General features: G+C 57.3%; 23 protein-coding genes, 1 pseudogene and 1 riboswitch. Of the genes and pseudogenes, 17 read left to right on the top strand and 7 right to left on the bottom strand.

The features are described 5' to 3' along the window. Positions 1-154 precede the first annotated feature (154 nt). The 15 genes from GOV87_RS04835 to trpB all read left to right on the top strand — a co-directional run bounded on the left by GOV87_RS04835 (position 155) and on the right by trpB (position 15,690). Positions 155-1,177: a PhoH family protein gene (locus GOV87_RS04835; RefSeq protein WP_171211002.1), complete on the top strand. Its 1,023-nt coding sequence runs from the start codon at positions 155-157 to the stop codon at positions 1,175-1,177. A 36-nt stretch (positions 1,178-1,213) separates the two neighbouring features. After that, positions 1,214-1,708 carry an rRNA maturation RNase YbeY gene (ybeY, locus tag GOV87_RS04830; protein WP_171211001.1) on the top strand — a complete coding sequence of 165 codons (495 nt, stop codon included), beginning with the start codon at positions 1,214-1,216 and terminating at the stop codon, positions 1,706-1,708. A 37-nt stretch (positions 1,709-1,745) separates the two neighbouring features. Next, positions 1,746-2,633, top strand: a complete 888-nt coding sequence (locus GOV87_RS04825) for a hemolysin family protein (RefSeq protein ID WP_171125804.1) — start codon at positions 1,746-1,748, stop codon at positions 2,631-2,633. Continuing rightward, complete coding sequence (gene lnt, locus GOV87_RS04820) at positions 2,630-4,126, top strand: apolipoprotein N-acyltransferase (protein ID WP_171211000.1); 1,497 nt, start codon at positions 2,630-2,632, stop codon at positions 4,124-4,126. Before GOV87_RS04825 ends, lnt begins: the two co-directional genes overlap by 4 nt. Before the next feature lie 42 nt (positions 4,127-4,168). After that, positions 4,169-4,217: riboswitch (SAM-SAH riboswitch) on the top strand. Between the two features lie 5 nt (positions 4,218-4,222). Further along, entirely contained in the window at positions 4,223-5,404 is a 1,182-nt protein-coding gene (gene metK, locus GOV87_RS04815) for a methionine adenosyltransferase (protein WP_171121777.1), read from the top strand. Between the two features lie 126 nt (positions 5,405-5,530). Next, positions 5,531-6,241 (top strand): tRNA (guanosine(46)-N(7))-methyltransferase TrmB, encoded by a 711-nt coding sequence (locus GOV87_RS04810; RefSeq protein ID WP_171210999.1) that lies wholly within the window; start codon positions 5,531-5,533, stop codon positions 6,239-6,241. Between the two features lie 69 nt (positions 6,242-6,310). Next, on the top strand, positions 6,311-7,657 hold the full coding sequence (aroA, locus tag GOV87_RS04805) for a 3-phosphoshikimate 1-carboxyvinyltransferase (protein ID WP_171210998.1): 1,347 nt from the start codon (positions 6,311-6,313) through the stop codon (positions 7,655-7,657). Next, positions 7,654-8,271, top strand: a complete 618-nt coding sequence (gene cmk / locus GOV87_RS04800; RefSeq protein ID WP_171210997.1) for a (d)CMP kinase — start codon at positions 7,654-7,656, stop codon at positions 8,269-8,271. Before aroA ends, cmk begins: the two co-directional genes overlap by 4 nt. A gap of 106 nt (positions 8,272-8,377) precedes the next feature. Beyond that, entirely contained in the window at positions 8,378-8,893 is a 516-nt protein-coding gene (locus GOV87_RS04795; RefSeq protein ID WP_171125795.1) for a hypothetical protein, read from the top strand. Positions 8,894-9,131: 238 nt separating this feature from the next. Then, the gene (locus tag GOV87_RS04790; protein WP_171210996.1) at positions 9,132-10,817 is read left to right on the top strand and encodes a tryptophan halogenase family protein; all 1,686 of its coding nucleotides are present in this window, start codon (positions 9,132-9,134) and stop codon (positions 10,815-10,817) included. Positions 10,818-11,111: 294 nt separating this feature from the next. Further along, positions 11,112-12,788 (top strand): 30S ribosomal protein S1, encoded by a 1,677-nt coding sequence (gene rpsA / locus GOV87_RS04785; RefSeq protein ID WP_170462358.1) that lies wholly within the window; start codon positions 11,112-11,114, stop codon positions 12,786-12,788. A 272-nt stretch (positions 12,789-13,060) separates the two neighbouring features. Further along, positions 13,061-13,345, top strand: a complete 285-nt coding sequence (gene ihfB / locus GOV87_RS04780; protein ID WP_037310872.1) for an integration host factor subunit beta — start codon at positions 13,061-13,063, stop codon at positions 13,343-13,345. A gap of 6 nt (positions 13,346-13,351) precedes the next feature. Beyond that, a complete protein-coding gene (locus GOV87_RS04775) occupies positions 13,352-13,702 on the top strand; it encodes a lipopolysaccharide assembly protein LapA domain-containing protein (protein ID WP_171122323.1) in 351 nt (116 codons plus the stop codon). A 9-nt stretch (positions 13,703-13,711) separates the two neighbouring features. Further along, positions 13,712-14,353, top strand: a complete 642-nt coding sequence (locus GOV87_RS04770; RefSeq protein ID WP_171210995.1) for a phosphoribosylanthranilate isomerase — start codon at positions 13,712-13,714, stop codon at positions 14,351-14,353. Positions 14,354-14,442: 89 nt separating this feature from the next. After that, complete coding sequence (trpB, locus tag GOV87_RS04765; protein ID WP_171121784.1) at positions 14,443-15,690, top strand: tryptophan synthase subunit beta; 1,248 nt, start codon at positions 14,443-14,445, stop codon at positions 15,688-15,690. A 96-nt stretch (positions 15,691-15,786) separates the two neighbouring features. Here trpB and GOV87_RS04760 read toward each other — a convergent pair whose 3' ends face one another. The 7 genes from GOV87_RS04760 to GOV87_RS04730 form a co-directional block, all read right to left on the bottom strand. Continuing rightward, complete coding sequence (locus GOV87_RS04760) at positions 15,787-16,161, bottom strand: DUF2237 family protein (protein ID WP_171121785.1); 375 nt, start codon at positions 16,159-16,161, stop codon at positions 15,787-15,789. A 9-nt stretch (positions 16,162-16,170) separates the two neighbouring features. Continuing rightward, positions 16,171-17,334 carry a serine hydrolase gene (locus tag GOV87_RS04755; RefSeq protein WP_171210994.1) on the bottom strand — a complete coding sequence of 388 codons (1,164 nt, stop codon included), beginning with the start codon at positions 17,332-17,334 and terminating at the stop codon, positions 16,171-16,173. A gap of 82 nt (positions 17,335-17,416) precedes the next feature. After that, complete coding sequence (gene pth, locus GOV87_RS04750) at positions 17,417-18,109, bottom strand: aminoacyl-tRNA hydrolase (RefSeq protein ID WP_171210993.1); 693 nt, start codon at positions 18,107-18,109, stop codon at positions 17,417-17,419. Between the two features lie 139 nt (positions 18,110-18,248). Then, on the bottom strand, positions 18,249-18,908 hold the full coding sequence (locus GOV87_RS04745; RefSeq protein WP_171121788.1) for a 50S ribosomal protein L25/general stress protein Ctc: 660 nt from the start codon (positions 18,906-18,908) through the stop codon (positions 18,249-18,251). Between the two features lie 247 nt (positions 18,909-19,155). Beyond that, complete coding sequence (locus GOV87_RS04740) at positions 19,156-20,322, bottom strand: alpha-hydroxy acid oxidase (RefSeq protein WP_171125777.1); 1,167 nt, start codon at positions 20,320-20,322, stop codon at positions 19,156-19,158. 162 nt (positions 20,323-20,484) lie between these two features. After that, complete coding sequence (gene trpA / locus GOV87_RS04735) at positions 20,485-21,276, bottom strand: tryptophan synthase subunit alpha (RefSeq protein ID WP_171210992.1); 792 nt, start codon at positions 21,274-21,276, stop codon at positions 20,485-20,487. A gap of 78 nt (positions 21,277-21,354) precedes the next feature. Then, the gene (locus GOV87_RS04730; RefSeq protein ID WP_171210991.1) at positions 21,355-21,840 is read right to left on the bottom strand and encodes an acyloxyacyl hydrolase; all 486 of its coding nucleotides are present in this window, start codon (positions 21,838-21,840) and stop codon (positions 21,355-21,357) included. 197 nt (positions 21,841-22,037) lie between these two features. On the opposite strand from GOV87_RS04730, the gene ychF reads away from it, so the two are divergent. Both ychF and GOV87_RS20635 read left to right on the top strand, forming a co-directional pair. Beyond that, a complete protein-coding gene (ychF, locus tag GOV87_RS04725) occupies positions 22,038-23,135 on the top strand; it encodes a redox-regulated ATPase YchF (RefSeq protein WP_171121792.1) in 1,098 nt (365 codons plus the stop codon). A 66-nt stretch (positions 23,136-23,201) separates the two neighbouring features. Continuing rightward, positions 23,202-23,635, top strand: a pseudogene (locus tag GOV87_RS20635) (ester cyclase). Positions 23,636-23,757: the final 122 nt, after the last annotated feature.

Genomic DNA, 23,757 nt, shown 5'->3' with positions numbered 1-23,757 from the left:
GGCTTTTTGCCAGTTTTTTATACCTGCGCCGGTTTTCAGACCGGACTGTGATCGGCGGTTTCGACATCAGTTACGGAAAATTTGAAACTGTTACTTGCACCCACCAAGAGTTGTTGTCTACGCTCAAGGTGAAACGCCAAGACAGGAGAACGTATTGGCCATCGGTGCCCTGAACCCACCGCAAAATGAAATGCCCCAGCGTGAGGCGTTTGTTGAATTCCCAGACAACCGGTTGTTGATTGATCTGTGCGGCGAATATGACCGCAATCTGACTGATGTTGAGCATAAATTATCCGTTCAGATCGTGCGACGCGGAAACCAGTTGGTTGTGATGGGCGAGGAAGATGCCCAGAAACAGGCAATTGAGGTCCTTCAGGCCCTGTACACCCGCCTTGAGGGTGGGCGCGAGGTCGAAGCAGCAGATGTGGATCGCGAACTTCGTATGGGCGGATCTGAAAAAGGCACCGGAAGCCGCGACGGTGACCAGCTTGAAATGTTCAAAGGTGGCACGGTTGAGATCAAGACCCGCAAAAAGCTGGTTGAACCGCGTACCGATGCGCAAAAGGCTTATGTGCAATCCCTGTTCAATAACGAACTGGCCTTTGGGATCGGTCCGGCAGGGACAGGTAAAACCTATCTGGCCGTCGCGGTGGGCGTGTCGATGTTCATTGGCGGCCATGTGGACCGCATCATCCTCAGCCGTCCTGCGGTCGAAGCGGGTGAGAAGCTGGGATATTTGCCCGGTGACATGAAGGACAAGGTCGATCCGTATATGCAGCCGCTTTATGATGCGCTGAACGACTTTCTTCCCGGCAAGCAATTGGCCAAGCTGATCGAAGAAAAACGAATCGAAATTGCTCCGCTTGCCTTTATGCGCGGTCGAACGCTGGCGAATGCCTTTGTTGTTCTGGACGAGGCGCAGAACGCCACGACCATGCAGATGAAAATGTTCCTGACCCGGTTGGGCGAAGGCAGCCGGATGGTAATTACGGGCGACCGATCGCAGGTCGATCTGCCGCGCGGGGTCCAATCGGGGCTTGCCGATGCCGAGCGTTTGCTGAAGACGATCCCGAACATCAGCTTCAACTATTTCACCTCGAAGGATGTGGTGCGGCACCCGCTTGTCGCTGCGATTATCGAAGCGTATGAGGCTGACTCGGGTCGTGAAACCGGATAGTTTCAAAGGCCCTGCGGGGGCTTTGGAAGAGACACAATGAATCTTGAGCTAACGGTTGAGGACATGCGCTGGCAGGGGTTGGAGCCCTTGGCCACGCGCGCTGTGACCGCTGTGCTGGCCCATCAGGGCGTGGATTCCGAATTGTGTGAGATAAGCCTTCTTGCCTGCGGCGACACTCGCATCGCCGAGTTGAATGCGGAATTTCGCGAAAAACCCACTCCGACCAACGTTCTGAGCTGGCCAACCGATGATCTGGCGGCTGAGATCGCGGGTCAGGAACCCGCTTGTCCAAGCCCGGATTTCACCGGAGAAATCGCACTGGGCGACATCGCAATTTCCTATGATACCTGCGCACGCGAAGCCAATGAGGCGGGGAAACCTTTCGAAGATCACGTGACACATCTGCTTGTTCACGGAACATTGCATTTGCTGGGATACGATCACGTTCGTGACCCCGACGCCACTTTGATGGAGGGTGTCGAGGTCGAGATACTTGGCAAACTGGGTATTGATAACCCATATATAGTTTAATAGGGGCCCATTCGGGCCGATCATTTGGAATGGGAAAATGGGCGATACAGACGGCAGTTCTATGGCGGCGCAGGGCGCGCAACCAAAGGACGGCGACAATGACATAAGAGAGAAAACGGGTTTCTTTTCTCGAATAGTGGACGCGTTCTCGACCCAGAACGTCGAAGAGGTTGCTGCGGCCAACGGACACGAGGCCGACAAGAGCCAGCCACGGGGCATGATCAACCTGCGGCGTATGCGCGTCGAAGATGTGGCCATCCCAACGGCAGAGATCGTGTCTGTATCCTCGACCATCACCAAAGACGAATTGGCGCAGGTTTTTCGTGACAGCGGGCTGTCGCGGATACCGGTATACGAGGGGACGCTTGATACACCGCTTGGGTTTGTTCACCTCAAGGATTTTGCGCTGACGCATGGTTTCAACGGAACGTCCTCTGAATTTGATCTGGTGTCGATGCTGCGGACCCTGTTGTTTGTGCCGCCGTCAATGCCGATTGGGGTCTTGTTGACCAAAATGCAGACGGAACGCCGGCACATGGCGCTTGTGATAGACGAGTATGGCGGCGTTGACGGATTGCTGACGATCGAGGACCTGATTGAACAGGTGGTCGGTGAGATTGCCGATGAACATGACGCCGACGAAAGCCAGCTCTGGGTTGAAGAGAAGCCGGGTTGCTATGTGGTTCAGGCCCGTGTCCCGCTTGAAGAATTTGAAGCCGAGATCGGGCGCTCGTTGACCAGCCACGAGGATGTCGACGAAGAAGAGATCGACACGCTGGGCGGTTTGGTCTTTATGCTGTCGGGGCGTGTCCCTGCACGTGGTGAAGTTGTTCTGCACCCCGAGGGGCCAGAGTTCGAAGTCTTGGATGCCGATCCGCGCAGGATCAAGCGCTTGCGTGTCATGTTGCCGGATATCGTTGCATGAACCCTGCACAGGGCTTGCCTATTTGGTTAAGGCTAGTGTTGGCGTTCATATTGGGCGCGGTAACTGCGTTTGGTCTGGCGCCATTCGGGTTTTGGGCTGCATCCATTGCAGCGTTACTTGCTTTGGCGCCCCTGAACTTGGCAACGGAAACGCGTGCACAGGCGGCTTGGCTGGGGTGGGCCTTTGCGACGGGCTATTTCGCTCATGCGTTAAGTTGGATCATTGAACCGTTCCTTGTGGACGCGGAACGTCATGCCTGGATGGCACCCTTTGCGCTTGTGTTCATGGCCGGAGGGCTGGCGCTGTTCTGGGCGCTGGCCTTTTGGGTGGCGCGCCGCCCGGGGCAAGGCGCAATTGGTCAGGCTGTGTTTCTGACCATCGCGATATCCTTGGCAGAGTGCGCGCGCGGCTACGTACTGACCGGATTTCCATGGGCTGGGTTGGCGCAGATTTGGGTCGCCACGCCCTTCGCTCAGGTTTTGGCGCTGGTTGGTCCATATGGGGTAGGCGCTCTGACGCTGTTGGCAACATTGCCTATGGGAGCCGCTCTGACGCAACGATCCTCGTTTGCGTTGCCTGCGTGCTTGTCTGTGGGAGTGGTGTGCTTGGCCGTTGGTTATGCTGCTTTTCGGCCTGATGTTACCGAAACGGGGCATATCGTACGCCTAATTCAGCCCAACGCGCCGCAACACCAGAAATGGGACCCGGACTATGCGCCGCTGTTTTTTGCGCGTCAGATTGAGTTCACGGCCGCGCAGCCAAAACCGGATTTGATTGTCTGGCCGGAAACCTCGGTGCCGGCTTGGTTGGGTAGCGCGCAACCTTACCTGGATGTTGTCGTGGATGCGGCACAGGGGACGCCGGTCTTTTTGGGTATTCAACGCGGGGACGGGCCTCGGATCTACAACTCGATGATCTACTTGAACGAGGACGGTCAACAACAAGGGCTGTACGATAAACATCACCTTGCCCCGTTCGGAGAGTACGTGCCGCTTGGCGACCTCATGGCGCGAATTGGTATCTATGGCATGGCTGCAACCACGGGCAGCGGGTTCAGCGCCGGGCCGGGCGCTGCCTTGATGGATGCGGGTGCGCTGGGTAAGGCACTGCCTTTGATTTGCTACGAAGCGGTCTTTACCCAGGATGTTCTGTCCGCTCCGGGACGTGCCGATTTCTTGTTGCAGATTACCAACGATGCGTGGTTTGGAACACGATCAGGCCCTTATCAACATCTTGCACAAGCCCAGATGCGGGCCATTGAGCAGGGATTGCCCATGATGCGGTCAGCCAATACCGGGGTGTCGGCAATGATTGACCCGCTGGGCCGCATCACTCGGTCGCTTGCTTTGGGTGAGGCCGGGTATGTCGATGCAAACCTGCCAAAGCCTTTTGCGGTCACACTTTATTCAAGGATTGGTGACATACCCATCTTTTTGCTGCTGGTCGGAGCGCTTGCGCTGCTTTGGCGCAACGCTCGGAGAGAGGGCGCGTAATTTCGGATTGACCCGATGATTTTGCGGGCGTATCCCATCGAATGCCTGTCACAACGGCTTCCTGGCGTGATGGGGAAATCTTAATGGAGCACTTTCATGTCCCGACAGAACTACACTTTCACTTCGGAATCCGTATCCGAAGGGCACCCGGATAAGGTTTGTGACCGGATTTCCGATGCCGTCCTAGACGCTTTTCTGAATGAAGAACCCGAAGCGCGCGTCGCGTGCGAAACCTTCGCAACGACTGACCGCGTTGTCATCGGCGGAGAAGTAGGTCTGTCTGATCAGGAAAAACTGCACGATTACATGGGCCGTATCGACGAGATCGCGCGCGCTTGTATCAAGGATATCGGCTATGAGCAGGACAAGTTTCACCACGAAACCGTCGAGGTGACGAACCTGCTACACGAGCAGTCCGCGCATATCGCGCAGGGTGTTGATGCCTCGGGCGACAAGGACGAGGGCGCGGGCGATCAGGGGATCATGTTTGGCTACGCCACGACTGAAACTCCTGCGCTGATGCCAGCCCCGATCCAGTACTCCCACGCGATCCTGCGCCGTCTGGCCGAGGTTCGCAAAAACGGCACCGAGCCCGCGCTGGGCCCGGACGCGAAATCGCAACTGTCCGTCGTGTACCGTGACGGCAAGCCTGTGGGCGTCAGCTCGGTCGTGCTGTCGACACAGCATCTGGATGAGGCGCTGTCCTCGGACGATATCCGCGCGATTGTTGAGCCCTACATAACCGAAACTCTACCCGATGGCTGGCTGTCGGCTGACACAGAATGGCATGTGAATCCCACCGGCAAATTTGTGATCGGCGGCCCCGATGGCGATGCGGGCCTGACCGGGCGCAAAATCATCGTGGACACCTATGGCGGTGCCGCGCCTCATGGCGGCGGTGCGTTCTCGGGCAAGGACCCAACCAAGGTGGACCGTTCGGCTGCTTACGCTGCACGCTATCTGGCCAAGAACGTGGTGGCCGCGGGCATGGCGGAACGCTGCACGATTCAGCTTAGCTATGCGATTGGCGTATCCAAGCCTTTGTCGATCTATGCGGATACGCATGGTACTGGCCAGATTTCAGATGCCGAGATCGAAAAAGCCGTCGGTCAGGTGATGGACCTGACGCCGCGCGGCATTCGCCAGCATCTGCAGATGAACAAGCCGATCTACCAGCGCACGGCGGCTTATGGCCACTTTGGCCGTGAACCCGACGCGGATGGCGGTTTCAGTTGGGAACGCACCGATCTGGTGGACGCCCTGAAATCGGCTGTCTGATTGTTATCCAAAGGTGCGCCCTAACGGGCGCGCTCTATTCTGATGCTTTTTGGGGGCGGCGGGTCTGTTGAGTGGACCGGGCCGCCCTCTTGTGTCCGTGGTGTCTGCACAGTATGGGCTTCGCCCATGAGAAACCAGACACCCCAACGCCCCCGCAGAAACTTTTATGGCCGCTTCAAGGGCAAGACCCTGAAGCCCAGTCAAAAGACATATCTAAGCGAAGACCTCGAGGCGCTGTCCCCCGGCGCGGTCGATTGGGAGAGTAACCCCGAACGCGCGCCGCTGGATCTGCAGGCGCTGTTTGGCGGACGGGATGTTTGGCTTGAGGTTGGTTTTGGCGGCGGTGAGCATCTAGTGCATCAGGCTGCCTGCAACCCCGGTATCGGTATTATAGGTGCCGAGCCCTACATCAACGGCGTCGCGATGTTGCTGGGCAAAATCCGGCAGGCGGGGGTTGAGAACCTCGCCGTTCATCCCGGCGATGCACGTGATCTGTTTGACGTGTTGCCAGAGGCCAGTATCTCGCGCGCCTTCCTTCTCTATCCCGACCCATGGCCCAAAACGCGGCACCACCGCCGCCGCTTTGTGACGCAAGAACATCTGGAGCCACTTGCCCGCGCCTTGAAGCCGGGTTCAATCTTTCGGGTGGCGACGGACATTCCTGATTATGTCCGCCAGACGCTTGAGGAAGTGCCACGCGCGGGTTTTGAGTGGTTGGCCGAGGGTCCTACCGATTGGCGTGAGCCTTGGGGCGATTGGATTTCCACCCGCTATGAACAGAAGGCCCTGCGCGAGGGGCGCGTGCCTCATTATCTGACCTTCCGCCGCAAGGGCTGATTGTCGCTGGACCATCTGGCCCCAATTCGCTAAGCGGCTAAGGCACTGATAGCGAAAACAGGAGCCCCCATGTCCGGACACGGTACGCCCATCCCGATGACCTCGCATCCCTGCGGCCCGTTGACCGGTACGGCAGAGGTGCCCGGCGACAAGTCGATCTCGCACCGTTCGCTGATTTTGGGTGCGATGGCGGTGGGTGAGACGAAGATCTCCGGTCTGCTGGAAGGTGAGGACGTTCTGGATACCGCCAAGGCCATGCGCGCCTTTGGGGCCGAGGTGACAGATCACGGTGGCGGTGAATGGACGGTGCATGGCGTCGGTGTCGGCGGTTTTGCTGAACCTGATCAGGTGATCGATTGCGGCAACTCGGGCACGGGTGTGCGACTGATCATGGGTGCGATGGCGACTTGTCCGATTAGCGCGACGTTTACTGGCGACGCAAGCCTGAACAAACGCCCCATGGCGCGAGTGACGGATCCGTTGGCTCTGTTCGGGGCGCAGGCCGTTGGACGCTCGGGCGGACGTTTGCCGATGACCATCGTCGGCGCGGCTGAACCTGTTCCGGTGCGCTATGAGGTTCCCGTTCCGTCGGCGCAGGTGAAATCCGCCGTGCTGCTAGCAGGTCTGAATGCGCCGGGCAAAACCGTGGTGATCGAGAAAGAGGCCACCCGTGACCATTCCGAACGGATGCTGGCCGGGTTCGGTGCAGAGATTACCGTTGAAGATACGGATGAAGGCCGGGTGATCACCCTGACCGGTCGCCCTGAGTTGAAACCGCAGGTGATTGCCGTGCCGCGTGATCCGTCCAGCGCTGCCTTTCCGGTTTGCGCGGCGCTGATCACGCCGGGCTCGGATGTGTTGGTGCCGGGCATCGGCCTGAACCCGACCCGGGCGGGGTTGTTCACCACGTTGCGCGAGATGGGCGCGGACCTGACCTATGAGAACGAGCGTGAAGAGGGCGGCGAGCCTGTTGCCGATCTACGCGCGAAATACTCACCAAATATGAAGGGCATTAACGTGCCGCCGGAACGCGCGGCCTCGATGATCGACGAATATCCGGTGCTGTCCGTGGTTGCGGCCAATGCCACTGGCACCACGATGATGGGTGGCGTGAAAGAACTGCGGGTCAAGGAAAGCGACCGGATCGACGCGATGGCTCGCGGCCTGCGCGCCAATGGCGTGAGCGTGGATGAGGGTGACGACTGGTGGTCGGTCGAGGGACTGGGCATTGGCAATGTGCCCGGCGGCGGCACCTGTGAAAGCTTTCTGGATCACCGTATCGCCATGTCCTTCATGGTGATGGGGATGGGCGCAAAAACGCCGGTCTCGGTCGATGATGGCGGCCCGATCGCGACCTCGTTCCCGATCTTTGAACCGCTGATGGCGGCACTGGGTGCCAAGGTGGACCGCACGTGAGCTTCACGGTTGCCATAGACGGGCCTGCAGCGGCGGGGAAGGGGACGATTTCGAAAGGGGTTTCGGCTCATTTCGGGTTCGCGCATCTGGACACCGGCCTGCTGTACCGTGCGGTTGGCCGCCGGACACTTGACGGGATGGAACCGGTCGCAGCCGCTCAGGCTTTAACTGCTGAAGAGTTAGGGCAGGGCGATCTACGCACCGCCGAAATCGCTCAGGCCGCGTCAAAGGTGGCTGTGATCCCTGAGGTTAGGTCGGCACTTGTGGACTTTCAGCGCAGTTTCGCGACCCGCCCCGGAGGCGCCGTTTTGGACGGGCGCGATATCGGGACGGTGATCTGCCCCGAGGCTGAGGTTAAGCTGTTTGTCACCGCCAGCGCCGAGGTTCGGGCAGAGCGGCGGTATCTGGAACTCAGCGCTAATGGGTCCGACACAACCCGCGCGCAGGTTCTGCAAGATGTCCGTGAACGCGACGCCCGCGATTCCGAGCGCAGCACGGCCCCGATGAAACCTGCGGAGGATGCTGTGCTGCTGGATACATCGAATCTGAGTATCGAAGCGGCGTTGGCCGAGGCGATTGCCATAGTTGAAGACGCCAAACGCAAGGTGTTTTAGAACCTTGGTGGCTCTCACGATTTTGGGAACGCTCCTCACCAAGCTTTGTTTGGTCAGTCGCCTCAGGGCTGCGTAGGGTGAATTGGTAATCCGCAGGAGCGATACCATGATCCGATTGACCTTAGCTCTGATTTTTCTGGCTGGAAGTCTAGCTGCGCAAGAAGCCGAGCCACCCATGACCTATGAGCGTCTTGGGAAGATAATTTTTGCGCTGGATCCGGACGCGCAACCCCAAGGGCCGGGTTTCCAAATGACCGTGTCGGATGTTTCGGTTTTGGTGATCACGGATATCAACGCGGATCGGATGCGGGCGATGGTTTCCATCAGCAGCGCCGCTGATTTGTCGGCTGCGGACCTTCAACGCATGATGCAGGCGAATTTCGACAGCACTCTGGACGCGCGCTATGCCATTGCCAACGGCACGTTGTGGGCCGCATTCATTCACCCCCTGTCCAAACTAGATAAGGACCAACTGATTTCGGGGCTGGCCCAAACCGTGAATATCGCCAAGACGTATGGCACCCTGTATTCAGGCGGCGCTGCCGAATTCGGAGGGGGCGACAGCCAAGATCTTCAGCGTGAGCTGATTGATGAGCTGCTTAAGAAGGGCGAGGAAATCTAATCCATCTAGGGATTTGCACTATTCGTAACGCTGGGATTGCCAATAGTTGCCAGCCCGCAAAAACGGTTGAAACCGGGGCAACTTTGATGAGTTTAGCCGGTGTCATAGCGGTGATGGGATGGGGGAATCTTCACGGATTGTCACAGCTTTGAACATGCTGACAACCAAGGAGGCCTAGGCCCTAGCGAGGTATCGGAAAGCTGGTATAGTCCCCTGAAATATTGAGGGGGAGAGCTAAATGAACAACCGTTTGCGTAAAATCACTATTGTGGGCGGCGGCACCGCAGGTTGGATGACCGCGCTGATCCTTGAGATGGTGTTTTCTCGCACGTCAGCGCCAAAGGACCGACCGCGCATCTGCCTGATCGAAAGCCCGAATATTTCGACGGTGGGGGTGGGAGAGGCTACCGTGCCGCGCATGCCGGTTACGCTCCGGCAGGCGGGGATTGCCGAGCGGGACTTTTTCCGCGAGACAAACGCGTCGTTTAAACTGGGTGTGAAGTTCTGTAACTGGAACAACGACGCCAAGGGCAACCGCATCGACTATATGAACCCTTTTGCTCATGGCCAGATGCTGGAAGGGCTGGAGGCGGCCGAATATTTCCTGCGCTTTGGCAACGGGGATCGGGACTTTACGCAATCAATCTCGCCGCACGATGATCTGGCTCGTATGTGCAAAGGCGCGCGGCCACTGGGTGCACCGGAATTCGAACAACGGTTCGGCTTTGCATACCACCTGGACGCTGTGAAATTCGCGGGGATGTTGACGAAGGTCTGCACAAAGCGCGGTGTCGAACACATTCAGGATGAGGTCCAATCGGTCGAACTGGACGAGCAGGGCAATGTCAGCCATCTGATGCTGGAGCGCAAAGGCCGCCACGATATCGAGATGGTTGTGGATTGCACCGGGTTCCGGGGGCTGATCATTAATCAGGCTTTGGGTGAGCCGTTCATGGATTATTCGGACTATCTGCCCAATGACCGGGCCATGGCCTTGCAGGTCGAACATCCTGACCCCGAAAAGATCGAAAGCGCCACGCGTTCTACGGCGCTGGGAGCTGGTTGGACGTGGCGGGTGCCGTTGTTCAATCGTGTGGGCACGGGCTATGTGTATTCCTCTGCGCACCGCACGGATGATCAAGCGGCGGATGAATACCTTGAATGGCTGGGCGACAGCGGCAAAGGTTTGACGCCGCGTGTGATCCCAATGCGGGTTGGACGGGTGCGCAATGCATGGGTCAAGAACTGCGTGGCCATCGGATTGTCCGGCGGGTTTATCGAGCCGTTGGAAAGCACCGCGATTCATATGATCGACCACGCGGTGCGCTGGTTCGCCGAACATCTGCCGACGCAGGCGATCGAACCGTCCTTGCGGGCGCGGTACAACCGACAGATGGACAAGCTTTATGACGAGGTGCTCGAATTCATCTGTCTGCACTATCGCTTGGGTAACCGCACGGATGATCAATATTGGATCGATGCCCGGACCGAGATGAAAATACCCGACCGGTTGGCCGAGAACCTCGAGCTGTGGCAGCACCGCTTGCCGATGCAGCACGATGTTGAGTTCGCGACGCTGTTTGATCACCGCGTTTACCAGACGGTGCTGTTGGGCAAGCAAGTCTACGACACAGGCTATGGCACAGGCATTCGTGATCGGGTGCGGCCTTTGAAAAAGCCGATCTGGTTCCAGTGGTGGAAGGGCGCGAAAGTGGACCTTGCGCAGATTCTCAAATCTATGCCGGATCACAAGACCCTGTTGCGCGATATCCGAGGAGAGCTGGAAAAGCCCGCCTTTGGCAAAGCGGTGGCTGCGAAGCCGACGGTTGCGATGCCGGGTGCGAAACCTGCGCCGGTGGCCGTCCAGAACATGCCCAACTTCGCTGAAATCCAGAGCGGCGCAAAGGATTTGCAGTTGTTCTAGAAATTGCCTGTGAGCCGGGCGGTGAAATTCGCCCGGCCGCTGGACCGTTTGTCGGCAGGTATTGCAGGTTATAGCGCGTATCGCCCGTTATAACTTGCAGCGCCTTGGCGAACCCGCTATAGAGCGCGCGTCGACAAGGCGATTTGAGCCATAAAACAATGAGACGAGCAGGGTCGGAAACAACCGGCCCTCTTTGTTTTGCGGCATATGTCAGGTCGTCTGACCAATCCACTAAGACCGGCGGAGACAACCGCTCGGCCAGCAAAAACGTACTGTAAAGGAAAACAACGCCACATGGCTAACGCATCCATGGAGGAATTCGAAGCCCTCCTTAATGAAAGCTTCGAAATGGACACACCCGAAGAGGGTTCTGTTGTCAAAGGCAAGGTTCTGGCTATCGAAGCCGGCCAAGCCATCATCGACGTAGGCTACAAAATGGAAGGCCGCGTTGATCTGAAAGAATTCGCAAATCCCGGCGAAGCCCCTGAAATCGCTGTAGGTGACGAGGTAGAAGTTTACCTGCGCGCCGCAGAAAACGCCCGTGGCGAAGCTGTCATCTCGCGCGAGATGGCCCGCCGTGAAGAGGCATGGGACCGTCTGGAAAAAGCATATGCCGACGACCAGCGCGTCGAAGGTGCAATCTTTGGTCGCGTCAAAGGTGGCTTCACCGTCGATCTGGGTGGCGCAGTTGCGTTCCTGCCCGGCTCGCAGGTTGATGTTCGCCCCGTGCGCGACGCTGGCCCGCTGATGGGTCTGAAGCAGCCGTTCCAGATTCTGAAAATGGACCGTCGTCGTGGCAACATCGTTGTGTCGCGCCGCGCAATCCTGGAAGAATCGCGTGCCGAACAGCGTGCCGAAGTTATCGGCAACCTGTCCGAAGGTCAGACCGTCGAGGGTGTTGTCAAGAACATCACCGAATACGGTGCATTCGTTGACTTGGGCGGCGTCGACGGCCTGCTGCACGTCACCGATATGGCATGGCGTCGTGTGAACCACCCGTCTGAGATCCTGACGATCGGCGAAACCATCAAGGTTCAGGTCATCAAGATCAACAAAGAGACCCACCGCATCAGCCTGGGCATGAAGCAGCTGCAAGAAGATCCGTGGGATCTGGTTGCTGCGAAATACCCGCTGGGCTCGGTTCATCAGGGTCGCGTCACCAACATCACCGACTACGGCGCGTTCGTCGAGCTGGAAGCCGGTGTCGAAGGTCTGGTGCACGTGTCCGAGATGTCCTGGACCAAGAAAAACGTCCACCCCGGCAAGATCGTTTCGACCAGCCAGGAAGTCGACGTCATGGTTCTGGAAATAGACGGTGCCAAGCGTCGCGTGTCTCTGGGCCTGAAGCAGACCATGCGCAACCCGTGGGAAGTGTTTGCAGAAACACACCCCGAGGGCACCGAGGTCGAAGGCGAAGTCAAGAACATCACCGAATTCGGTCTGTTCATTGGTCTCGAAGGCGACATCGACGGCATGGTACACCTGTCCGACCTGTCTTGGGACGAGCGCGGTGAAGACGCGATCCAGAACTACCGCAAAGGCGACATGGTTTCTGCCGTCGTTTCGGAAGTTGACGTCGAAAAAGAGCGTATCTCTCTGTCGATCAAAGCCCTGGGCGGTGACAAGTTCGCCGAAGCCGTGGGCGGCGTGAAGCGTGGCTCGGTCATCACCGTTGAAGTTACCGCAATCGAAGATGGCGGTATCGAGGTCGAGTATGAAGGCATGAAATCCTTCATCCGCCGTTCGGACCTGTCGCGTGACCGTGCCGAGCAGCGCCCCGAGCGTTTCAACACTGGCGACAAGGTCGACGTCCGCGTCACCAACGTCGACAGCAAGACCCGCCGTCTGGGCCTGTCGATCAAAGCACGCGAGATCGCAGAAGAGAAAGAGGCCGTGGAACAGTACGGTTCTTCCGACTCGGGCGCATCGCTGGGCGACATCCTGGGTGCAGCGCTGAAGTCCGGCGACTAAGCCCCGGTCATCAGCCAAAACCTAATTCACGGCCTCGCGCATATGCGCGGGGCCGTTTTTGTTGCGAATCAATATGTTCCAAAATTTGCGATCAGTTTGCGCATCACGCTCTCAATTCGAGCCCATTTCCTGTAAACCAGCAAAAAATCGTGTGAGTTTTAAGCAAAATTAAGGCTTTGCGCCCAGAGTCAACATTCCCCCAATCCGGGTTTCTTTCTATACTGCCCAGATTAGTAGACATGGTTAACCGGTCGCCTGGGAGGGTAGCGCACATGATCCGTTCAGAACTGATTCAGAAAATTGCCGACGAAAATCCGCATCTCTATCAGCGTGATGTTGAGCGTATCGTGAATACCGTGTTCGAAGAAGTTACGGATGCCATGGCGCGTGGTGATCGTGTTGAACTGCGCGGATTTGGTGCGTTTTCGGTCAAGCAGCGCGATGCCCGCGTGGGCCGCAATCCCAGAACGGGTGAAACTGTTCAGGTTGAAGAAAAATGTGTTCCATTTTTCAAGACGGGCAAGTTGCTAAGGGATCGTTTGAACGGTAAAGCCTAGGCCATGATGCGCTACCTTCGATATGCTTTTCTGGCGATCCTCGGGATCGTTCTGATTTCGGTTTCTCTTGCCAACCGCGAAACCGTGGAATTGACGCTGATGCCACAGGCCTTTGCCGATCTGCTTGGCTTCAATTTCAGTGCGTCGCTGCCATTGTTCCTTGTGGTTCTGGGCGGCGTGGTTGCTGGCCTTGTCATTGGTTTCCTGTGGGAATGGCTGCGTGAGCACAAGCACCGCCGCGATGCAACTGCCAAGACAAGCGAAGTCCGCAAGCTTGAGCGTGAGGTCAAAAAGCTCAAGAAAAAGCAGAACGAAGGTAAAGACGAAGTTCTTGCGCTGCTGGACGAAGCCAGCTGAGGCCATCTGATGCCGGATATTTCCGTTAAAATCTGCGGCCTGACCGCACCTGATCACGTGCGCGCCGCGGCCGAGGCCGGGGCACGGTACCTTGGGTTCAATTTTTTCCCGAAGTCCCCCCGCTATGTCTCGCCCGCGCAAGCGGCCGCGTTAATGCAGGCCGTGCCGGTTGGTGTGGCTAAAGTGGCCTTGGTGGTGAACGCTTCGGACGAGGAACTGGACAGAATCACCGGGGCGGCCCCGTTTGATATGTTGCAGTTGCACGGGTCCGAAAGCGTTGACCGTGTGCGTGAAATCAAAGCGCGCTATGGTTTACCTGTGATTAAGGTGATCGGGGTAGCCGATGCCGAAGATTTGGCCGCAATCGACGAATACAGCGACGTTGCGGATCAGCTTTTGATTGACGCCAAGCCGCCCAAGAATGCGGTCTTGCCGGGCGGCAATGGGCTGGCCTTTGATTGGCGGTTGTTGGCCGGACGCAAGTATTGGCGCAAACCGTGGATGCTGGCAGGTGGTCTGAACCCGGACAACGTAGCAGAAGCGATCCGCATGACGGGTGCGCGTCAGGTCGATGTGGCCTCTGGCGTGGAAAGTGCGCCCGGCGTCAAGGACACTGCTTTGATCAGTGCGTTCATCAAGGCTGCTCAATAGCGTTGCTCTGGGTGTCGCGACGTACGTTTTGCCATGGCAAATCCCGCAGCTACCTCCTATGAACAACGGGTACGACGATGGAGACAGCCATGGCCAACGATCTTTTCAATTCCTTTATGTCCGGCCCCGACGAACAGGGACGTTTCGGCATATTCGGAGGGCGATTTGTCAGCGAGACGCTGATGCCTCTGATCCTGTCGCTGGAAGAGGAATATGAGAAGGCCAAGGATGATCCGACCTTCTGGGCCGAGATGGACGATTTGTGGGCCAACTATGTGGGTCGACCCTCGCCGCTGTATTTCGCGGAACGTCTGACGCAGCATCTGGGCGGAGCCAAGATTTACCTGAAACGTGATGAGCTGAACCATACTGGCGCGCACAAGATCAACAACGTGCTGGGTCAGATCATTCTGGCGCGGCGCATGGGCAAGACCCGGATCATCGCCGAAACCGGGGCAGGGCAGCACGGCGTCGCCACAGCCACTGTCTGCGCCAAATTCGGCCTGAAATGCGTGGTTTATATGGGCGCCCATGACGTGCAGCGTCAGGCGCCAAACGTGTTCCGTATGCGCCTGCTGGGGGCCGAGGTGATTCCGGTGACCTCAGGCCGTGGTACGTTGAAAGACGCGATGAATGACGCGCTGCGCGACTGGGTGACCAATGTGCGAGACACGTTCTATTGCATCGGCACCGTGGCCGGGCCGCACCCGTATCCGGCGATGGTGCGTGATTTCCAGTCGATCATCGGCAAGGAAGCCAAGGAGCAGATGCACAAGGCTGAGGGCCGTTTGCCCGACACGATCATCGCCGCCATCGGCGGTGGATCGAACGCGATGGGGCTGTTCTATCCGTTCCTTGACGACAAATCCGTCAACATCATTGGTGTTGAGGCTGGTGGTAAAGGCGTCAATGAAAAAATGGAACATTGCGCGTCGCTGACCGGCGGTCGCCCCGGCGTGCTGCACGGTAACCGCACCTATCTGCTGCAGGATGATGACGGGCAGATTCTTGAGGGCTATTCGATTTCGGCCGGATTGGATTACCCCGGTATTGGGCCGGAACATTCGTGGTTGAATGACATTGGCCGCGCCAACTATGTCTCGATCACCGATAAAGAGGCGTTGGAGGCGTTCCAACTGTGCTGCGCGACCGAAGGGATTATTCCGGCGCTTGAACCCAGCCACGCGCTTGCCCATGTGATGAAGATTGCGCCGGAACTACCCAAAGATCACCTGATCTGCATGAACATGTGCGGACGCGGCGACAAGGATGTACAGACCGTTGCCAAGTATCTGAATTTCGATATGTCGGATACCGAAGGACGCACGGCAGATTAACCTTTTAGTTCGACTAAGAAACGGCGCGCTCTTTGGCAGCGCCGTTTTTGAATCCGGAGCTCGTATAGGTGGGGCAGGAGATCCTTGCCTGACTCGTTAGTCTAGTGCCGCCTTCTCCTGTAAGACGCGTAGCGGCACAACGTCCAACGCCCTTTGATGTGTTGCTTCAAGATGTACCATGGGCGCGCAGCCTTCGTCATAGGCTTGGAGGAACCGCCCGGCGCACAGGCACCAGCTATCGCCCGGTTTGAGACCCGCAAAGTCGAACTCGGGGCGCGGCGTGCTCAGGTCGTTTCCAACATATTTCGAATACGCGAGAAACTCGGCCGTCATGACTGCGCAAACAGTGTGGCTGCCCTGATCCTCGGGGCAGGTGTTGCACGCCCCGTCCCGGAAAAAACCGGTCAGGGGATCGCGCGAGCAGGGGGCCAGAACACCCCCCAGCACATTTATGCTGTCCTGCTTCTGCATGACGCCATCTTACAGGCTTTGCGCTATTTTGCGGAACATTTCGATATTTTCTTCGTTCACGCCCGCATCGCGAAAGTTGCGGTCTGCCCCGGTTGAAACGATCAGAACATCGCGGGCTTGGTCGAAATAGATATATTGGCCGTAAACACCACGAGCCAGAAACTCTCCCTCATGCGCGCCGACCGGAATCCACCATTGATAGCCATATCCGATTTTCCCTGCCTCAGTCGGTGCGCTGGGCGCGACCGCTTCGGCGATCCATTCGGCAGGGATAAGTTGCTGACCATTATGTGACCCATTCTGCAAAACAACCTGCCCAAATCGGGCAAAGTCGCGGGTGGTGAAATTCAGCCCACCCAACACGAACGCGACCCCAGCGCCGTCCGTCACGTAATAGCCATCCTGCTCCAGCCCGAGCGGTTGCAAGATCCGATCCGTCAGCAATTCAGCAACGCTGCGTCCGGTGGCGCCACGGATCACCATTCCGATGACATGCGTATCAATCGAGACATACTGCCAAGTGTCGCCTGGAGTGGTGAAGCTGTCCTGAAGCGAGGCTGCAAAGTCGTCCAGCTCGCCACCCAGCGCAAGCACCCGGCCCATCCGGTTAATGTCGGAATCGTAATCCAGATAGTCCTCGTTGAACGTCACGCCACTGGCCATGTTCAACACATTGCGTATCGTGGCACCGTCATAGGCCGAGCCTTCCAAGTCCGGTGCGTATTTTGTGACCGGGTCATCAAGCGAGTCGATCGCACCTTCGGCCAGAAGGATACCCAACAGGGAAGAGAGATAGCTTTTAGCGACCGACCACGAAATGCGCCGATCATCCGGCCCGGTGTCCAAATAATATTCCTCGAACCGGATCTGCCCATCCTGCATCACCAGCAAAGATGTTACGGTGCGGTCCTCGATCCAGCCGTCGGTGCCTTCGGGCAAATCGAAGCCCGGCCCGTAAGGCAGCTCCCAAGTTGGGCCGTCCCCACGTGGCAAGTCCACCTTTAGGAAGGCTTCGTCCATATGAGAGAAATTGTGGACGATCTTGTCCTCAGAGAACAAGGAGTTGACGGCCATAAGGCGTTGGATTTCTTCGCGTTTCCAGAAGCCAACAACAGCCGCGGCCAGCACTAGCATCAAAACGATGCGCAGCACCCATTTCAAAAAGGTTCTCATCCATTTCCTCCCATATTCGGGTGGTATTGGAACGCGATTGGGTGGGATCCGCAAATGGTACGTTGCGGCAATGTCAGTGTGTCTATTTGAATTTGTCCAACAGCCGTTGCATGGCCGATCGGTCGTCGGGTGTCGGCCGTGATTCTGGTTGCGAAATCGGCTTCGCAGTCGGCTTGGCAGGCTCAGAGGGGGACTTTGAAGACCGTGGCGGGGCTGTGCGCAAGGCGACAGCGTTCATGAACTTGCCGCCCTCTCCGTCAGCCAGATGTCCAGCACCGTCGGACACACCACGCAGGACGTCATCCAACCAGTCGCTGTCGGCCTTGGCGAAGTCACCCAAAACATAAGGTGAGACCATTTCCTTGCGCCCGGGATGACCGATCCCCAGTCGCACCCGGTCATAAGCCGGGCTGATATGTTCGTGGATCGAGCGCAGCCCATTATGGCCAGCATGCCCTCCACCTGCTTTGACCCGAACTTTGCCTGGCGCAAGGTCCAGCTCATCATGGAAAACGGTCACGTCGGTCGAGTCGAGCTTGTAAAAGCGCATCGCCTCGCCAACGGACTGGCCCGAACGGTTCATGAAAGTCTGTGGTTTAATCACAAGAACCTTTTCACCGCCCAGCCGCCCTTCGGCAATTTCGGCCTGGAACTTTGATTTCCACGGCCCGAACCCGTGATCATCCGCGATCCTGTCGACAGCCATAAAGCCAATATTATGCCGGTTTCGGGCATATTTTGATCCTGGATTACCCAAGCCGACAAACAGCTTCATTCCCACGTCCTTACTTTGCGCACCGATCTTCAATTGGTAGATGGCATGGATCAGGGGCAGTTTTCCAGCCCGTTCAGACCAAAAGAAAAGACGGGACCCAAGGGCCCCGTCCGGAAAATCTGGAACGTCGTGTCCGGATTTATTCTTCGGCTTCTTCCTTGCCGACGACTTCGACCTCATCAGGTGCCACTTCGCCCTCTTCACCTTCTTCGTCGTCGCTTGCCGACAGGCCAGTCGGTGCCGAGATGTTGGCGATCACGAAGTCACGGTCGATGGTTGGCTTGGTGCCTGCAGGCAGGTCAACCGACGAGATGGTGACAACGTCGTTGATGTTCAGACCGGTCAGATCAACAGTGATCTTCTCGGGAATTTCACCAGCGGTGCACATCAGTTCGACTTCAGGACGGACAACGGTCAGAACGCCGCCCTTCTTGATGCCGGGCGCTTCTTCTTCGTTGACGAACTCAACGGGGATGAACAGCGCGATCTTGGTGGTCCGACGCAGGCGCATCAGGTCCAGATGGGTCGGCAGGTCTTTGACAACGTCACGCTGTACGTCGCGGCAGATGACGCGCACGTCTTCGTGGCCTTCAACCTTCAGGTTCCACAGGGTCGACTTAAAGCGGCCCGCTTTCAGGCGCTTGAACAGAACGTTGAACGGGATGTTGATCGGCAGCGGTTCTTTGTCGCCACCAAATACAATGCCCGGAACCATGCCGTCGCGGCGTGCTTGACGAGCGGCGCCCTTGCCTGTCCCCGTCCGTTCCAGAGCTACGAGATCAGGAATCTCACCAGCCATGATATATTCTCCAATGTTAGGGCGGGCATCCTCCAAGGCTGTATGCCCGCGTGAAGCCGCGTCCATAGCTTGATTCACTGCAATTGGAAAGGGCTTTTTGCGGGATCAGGTTTATTGCGAGGCTCTGCCTCGCGCTCCGGGATATTTGGGGCCAGATGAATGAAGGATCCCTGCTTCATCTGGCTAACAATATCCCGGGGGAGTCGCCCAAAGGGCGGCGGGGGCAGAGCCCCCCTAAACCCGATGGTCAGCCTTGCCAGCGACCGCCGAAATCCTCGGGGACCAAAAGGTTGTGGCGGCCCAAGTCGCCAACGTGGCGCTCACCGCACAGCGCCATCGTGGTATCAAGCTCTTTATGAATGACATCCAGCGCGGTCGTAACGCCTTTTTGCCCCATTGCGCCCAGCCCATAGACAAAGGCGCGGCCGATATAGGTGCCCTTTGCACCCAGAGCCAATGCTTTGAGCACGTCTTGGCCCGAGCGAATGCCGCTGTCCAGGTGAACCTCGACATCTCCACCGACCGCATCCATGATTTCCGGCAAAACGCGGATTGAACTGAGCGCCCCGTCCAACTGGCGTCCACCGTGATTTGACACGACGATGGCGTCGGCCCCCAACTTGGCTGCCATCTTTGCATCCTCGGCGTCCAGTATGCCCTTAAGGATCACTTTGCCGCCCCATTGCTCCATCAGCTTTTCGACTTTTTTCCAGTCAAGGCTGGGGTCAAACTGTTCCGCTGTCCAAGCGCCGAGTGAGGAAGCATCCGACACCCCTTCGGCGTGGCCAACGATATTGCCGAATTCCCGCCGATGCGCGCCCAGCATTTCAATGCCCCACGCCCATTTGGTCATTAGATTGGCGACGGTTTTTGCAGTCAGTTTTGGCGGGGCAGACAGGCCGTTTTTCAGGTCCTTGTGCCGTTGGCCAAGAATTTGCAGGTCCAGAGTGATAACAAGGGCCGAGCAGTTCGCGTCTTTTGCGCGCTGGATCAGGCGTCCGACGTAGTCCTGATCTTTCATTGTATAGAGCTGGAACCAGAATGGTTTTGTCGTGTGTTCGGCCACATCTTCGATCGAGTTGATTGACATGGTGGACAGCGTGAAGGGAACGCCGAATTCTTCGGCGGCTTTGGCAGCCTTCATCTCTCCGTCGGCGTGTTGCATCCCGGTTAATCCGACGGGGGCCAATGCAACCGGCATCGCAACGTCTTGACCAATCATTTGTGATGCGGTCGAGCGCCCGGCCATGTCCACGGCGACGCGTTGGCGCAGGCGGATATCTTCGAAATCCGAGCTGTTTTCGCGGAACGTTTGTTCTGTCCAGCTTCCGCTTTCGGCGTAGTCGAAAAACATCCGTGGGACGCGCCGTTCGTAGATCCGTTTAAGGTCTTCTATGTTTGTGATGACTGGCATTTGGCTTTGGCCTTTTGAATTGGTTCTTTTTTCTTACCAATTATTAGGGGGAGCCGCAACGTCGCATGTCTGCGGTCCGTTGCCGCGCCGAAGGAACGCAAAAAAACCGCGGGTGGTATAGGCCAGCCGCGGTTGATCTAATCTTAAGTTTTGTCAGTGTTTTCAGGCCGAATGGGCCCCGTCGGCCAGCGTTTTTACAAAGCTCAGTACGTCGGAAACCGGTTTGCCCGAGGCGATCTGGCTAACGATCGCGGACCCAACCACCGCGCCGTCTGCCACAGAAGCGATCGCGCGGGATTTTTCGGGTGTATTGATTCCAAAGCCGACAATGACAGGCAGGTCCGTTGCTGCCTTAATCCGGGCGACCTCGGGGCCGACATTCGTTGCTTGCGCTTCGGCGGCGCCTGTGATCCCCGTGATCGAGACGTAGTATACAAAGCCCGATGTATTTTGCAGAACGCGGGGCAGGCGCTTGTCGTCGGTAGTCGGGGTTGCAAGACGGATAAAGTTCAAACCCGCCGCCTGCGCAGGCAGGCAGAGCTCTTCGTCTTCTTCAGGGGGAAGGTCTACGACGATCAGCCCGTCTATACCCGCAACCTTGGCATCGGCCAAAAACGTGTCGACCCCCCGGCTGTAGATCGGGTTGTAGTACCCCATCAACACGATGGGAGTCGTATCATCCGTCTCGCGGAAGGCGCGCGCCAAATCCAGAGTTCTTTGCAAGGTCATACCACCGTCCAGGGCACGCTGTCCGGCGGCCTGAATCGTCGGGCCATCGGCCATGGGATCGGTGAATGGCAGGCCAAGTTCGATCACATCGACACCTGCGCCCGGCAGCCCTTTCACGATTTCGAGCGAAGTATCGAAATCAGGGTCTCCGGCCATGATGTAGGCGACAAAGGCTTTCTTGTTTTCGGCCTTCAGAGCGGCAAACTTGGCGTCGATACGGGTCATCAGCAGTCCTTGCAAACAGGTTTGAACCTGATGTGCAGAAACTTTACGCGGAAATCAATCCCGCCGGGCCAGATTGGCTTAGAACCCGTAGTGATATCGCAGGAACAGGGCATTCACACCGGGGTTGAAGCTTTCGGTGCTGGCATTGGACTTGTGCGTTACGGCCAGAGAAATAGCGTTGCCGCTGTCCAAATTGTAGCCAACACCCAGAAGGCTGCGAATTTGGAAGCTGCCGCCCAAGTCGTTGTTGTCATTAGATGCGTTGTAATAGCCGGGCAGGACGCTGAGTTCGGCGAACCAGCGGTCCGAGAACGAGTAGACGCCGATCAAACCCGCACCGATATGCGTGTCGCCATCGACATCAACCGTCAGTGCTGCCCCCCAGCCCGCACTGAACCGGGTGGCCTGGTGAAACGGATTGTGCTGGTATTCCAGCGAAAAGATGGCCTGATCCTCGCCATTGCTATCGGAAAAATCAGCGTAGCCTGCTCCGAAGATTACTGATTGAGCGTGTGCTGTAGCTGCTGAAAGTAAGAAAACAGTGAAAATAAGAAGGAACTTCATAATGCATCTTCGTCAATCTGTTCGCGATAGGTCTGACAATGATTACGTTTGGTCAACAAAATCAAGTCGCGATCGAGACACGCACTTTGACAGGGTCGTGATGTTGCAGATCGGACTCGAACCAAGTTGAGCGGCTGGGTTGCGCATTTGCCCTTACCTGAATAGAAGACGCCGTCGTATCGCTTCAGGAGGCCGAGATGGGCTTTAAAATGGGAATCGTGGGTCTGCCGAATGTTGGCAAGTCGACCCTGTTCAACGCGCTGACCAAGACTGCCGCGGCGCAGGCGGCGAATTTCCCGTTCTGCACCATCGAGCCGAATGTGGGCGACGTGGCCGTGCCTGATGAGCGCTTGGACAAGCTGGCGGCGATTGCGTCCTCGAAACAAATCATCCCGACGCGAATGACCTTCGTGGACATCGCCGGTCTGGTCAAAGGCGCCTCGAAAGGTGAGGGGCTGGGCAACCAGTTTCTGGCCAATATCCGCGAGACCGACGCGATTGCCCATGTGCTGCGCTGTTTCGAAGACGGCGATGTGACCCATGTGGATGGCCGTGTGGACCCGGTGGCCGATGCTGACACGATCGAAACTGAGCTGATGCTGGCTGATCTGGAAAGCATCGAAAAGCGCCGCGCCAACCTGGTGCGCAAGTTGAAGGGCAACGACAAAGAGGCGGCACAGCAAGATCGCCTGCTGGCCGAGGCGCAGGCGATGCTGGAAAACGGTAAACCCGCGCGTCTGGTCGAGGTCTCGGACGAAGACGCCAAGGCGTGGAAGATGCTGCAACTGCTGACCACCAAGCCGGTGCTCTATGTTTGCAACGTGTCTGAGGAAGAAGCGGCCGAGGGCAACGAATACTCGGCCAAGGTTGCTGAAATGGCCGCCGCGCAGGGCAATTCCCACGTCATCATCAGCGCCAAGATCGAAGAAGAAATCAGCCTGTTGGAAGACGACGAAGCCCAGATGTTCCTTGAGGAAATGGGGCTGGAAGAGCCGGGCCTGGATCGTCTGATCCGCGCCGGTTACGACTTGCTGCACCTGGAAACCTATTTCACCGTCGGCCCGAAAGAGGCCCGTGCCTGGACCATCCGCACCGGCACCGCCGCCCCGCAGGCCGCTGGCGTAATCCATGGTGACTTTGAAAAAGGCTTCATCCGTGCCGAGACCATCGCCTATGACGATTACATCGCCGCCAATGGCGAGCAGGGCGCGAAAGAGGCTGGCAAGATGCGAGCAGAGGGCAAGGGCTACATCGTCAAGGACGGTGACGTGATGCATTTCCTGTTCAATACGTGAAGAAGTGCAATCGTTTCGGTAAATGTGCTATCTGAATCTGAGTTTTCCAAACTTGGTTCTATTCCGATGGTTAACGAAACAGTCGAAGCCAACAAAGCCGTAGTTCAAAGGTACATAGACGACATACAGAACGGCCATTCGCTTGATGCCATATGCGAGGTGTTCGCCGAGGATTTCATCGACCACACGGCAAGTGGTGGTGGTGCCTTTGTCGGGGGTATCGAAGGCTTGAAGCAAGGATATGCAAGCTTCTTAAGGGCCTTCCCTGATTTACATGCCTCGGTGAAGCGCTGATCGCTGAGGGTGAAAAGGTTGTTGCCTATAAGACGCTGAGGGGAACTCATTCCGACGACTGGTTGGGCGTTCCTGCGACCGGGAGCGAGGTCGAGTTCAAGATTATCAGTATCTATAAAGTCAAGGACGGGAAGCTGTCGGAGTTCTGGGGGCTTCAGGATGAAGTTTCTCTTAGGCAGCAGTTGGAAAACAATCTGAACGGATAGGTCTGGGCGCAGTCACTTGCGGCTGAAAACTGCGTTTGGAACTGGGTTTTGGACAATCAGTCAAGTTACCAGCAAGAATATTCAAAGTTGCGCTTATTCCTGCAAATCGTTCTGTGATATCA

This window comes from Ruegeria sp. HKCCA5426, assembly GCF_013034585.1.
In the GTDB taxonomy this organism is placed as follows: Bacteria; Pseudomonadota; Alphaproteobacteria; order Rhodobacterales; family Rhodobacteraceae; genus Ruegeria.
This window is presented reverse-complemented; position numbering and strand designations above follow the sequence as displayed.

Bases quoted from the DNA above. Each gene is read 5' to 3' on its own strand.
- ybeY (WP_171211001.1), top strand. From the start codon at position 1,214: ATGAATCTTGAGCTAACGGTTGAGGACATGCGCTGGCAGGGGTTGGAG.
- GOV87_RS04825 (WP_171125804.1), top strand. From the start codon at position 1,746: ATGGGCGATACAGACGGCAGTTCTATGGCGGCGCAGGGCGCGCAACCA.
- lnt (WP_171211000.1), top strand. From the start codon at position 2,630: ATGAACCCTGCACAGGGCTTGCCTATTTGGTTAAGGCTAGTGTTGGCG.
- metK (WP_171121777.1), top strand. From the start codon at position 4,223: ATGTCCCGACAGAACTACACTTTCACTTCGGAATCCGTATCCGAAGGG.
- GOV87_RS04810 (WP_171210999.1), top strand. From the start codon at position 5,531: ATGAGAAACCAGACACCCCAACGCCCCCGCAGAAACTTTTATGGCCGC.
- aroA (WP_171210998.1), top strand. From the start codon at position 6,311: ATGTCCGGACACGGTACGCCCATCCCGATGACCTCGCATCCCTGCGGC.
- GOV87_RS04795 (WP_171125795.1), top strand. From the start codon at position 8,378: ATGATCCGATTGACCTTAGCTCTGATTTTTCTGGCTGGAAGTCTAGCT.
- GOV87_RS04790 (WP_171210996.1), top strand. From the start codon at position 9,132: ATGAACAACCGTTTGCGTAAAATCACTATTGTGGGCGGCGGCACCGCA.
- rpsA (WP_170462358.1), top strand. From the start codon at position 11,112: ATGGCTAACGCATCCATGGAGGAATTCGAAGCCCTCCTTAATGAAAGC.
- ihfB (WP_037310872.1), top strand. From the start codon at position 13,061: ATGATCCGTTCAGAACTGATTCAGAAAATTGCCGACGAAAATCCGCAT.
- GOV87_RS04775 (WP_171122323.1), top strand. From the start codon at position 13,352: ATGCGCTACCTTCGATATGCTTTTCTGGCGATCCTCGGGATCGTTCTG.
- GOV87_RS04770 (WP_171210995.1), top strand. From the start codon at position 13,712: ATGCCGGATATTTCCGTTAAAATCTGCGGCCTGACCGCACCTGATCAC.
- trpB (WP_171121784.1), top strand. From the start codon at position 14,443: ATGGCCAACGATCTTTTCAATTCCTTTATGTCCGGCCCCGACGAACAG.
- GOV87_RS04760 (WP_171121785.1), bottom strand. From the start codon at position 16,161: ATGCAGAAGCAGGACAGCATAAATGTGCTGGGGGGTGTTCTGGCCCCC.
- GOV87_RS04755 (WP_171210994.1), bottom strand. From the start codon at position 17,334: ATGAGAACCTTTTTGAAATGGGTGCTGCGCATCGTTTTGATGCTAGTG.
- pth (WP_171210993.1), bottom strand. From the start codon at position 18,109: ATGAAGCTGTTTGTCGGCTTGGGTAATCCAGGATCAAAATATGCCCGA.
- GOV87_RS04745 (WP_171121788.1), bottom strand. From the start codon at position 18,908: ATGGCTGGTGAGATTCCTGATCTCGTAGCTCTGGAACGGACGGGGACA.
- GOV87_RS04740 (WP_171125777.1), bottom strand. From the start codon at position 20,322: ATGCCAGTCATCACAAACATAGAAGACCTTAAACGGATCTACGAACGG.
- trpA (WP_171210992.1), bottom strand. From the start codon at position 21,276: ATGACCCGTATCGACGCCAAGTTTGCCGCTCTGAAGGCCGAAAACAAG.
- GOV87_RS04730 (WP_171210991.1), bottom strand. From the start codon at position 21,840: ATGAAGTTCCTTCTTATTTTCACTGTTTTCTTACTTTCAGCAGCTACA.
- ychF (WP_171121792.1), top strand. From the start codon at position 22,038: ATGGGCTTTAAAATGGGAATCGTGGGTCTGCCGAATGTTGGCAAGTCG.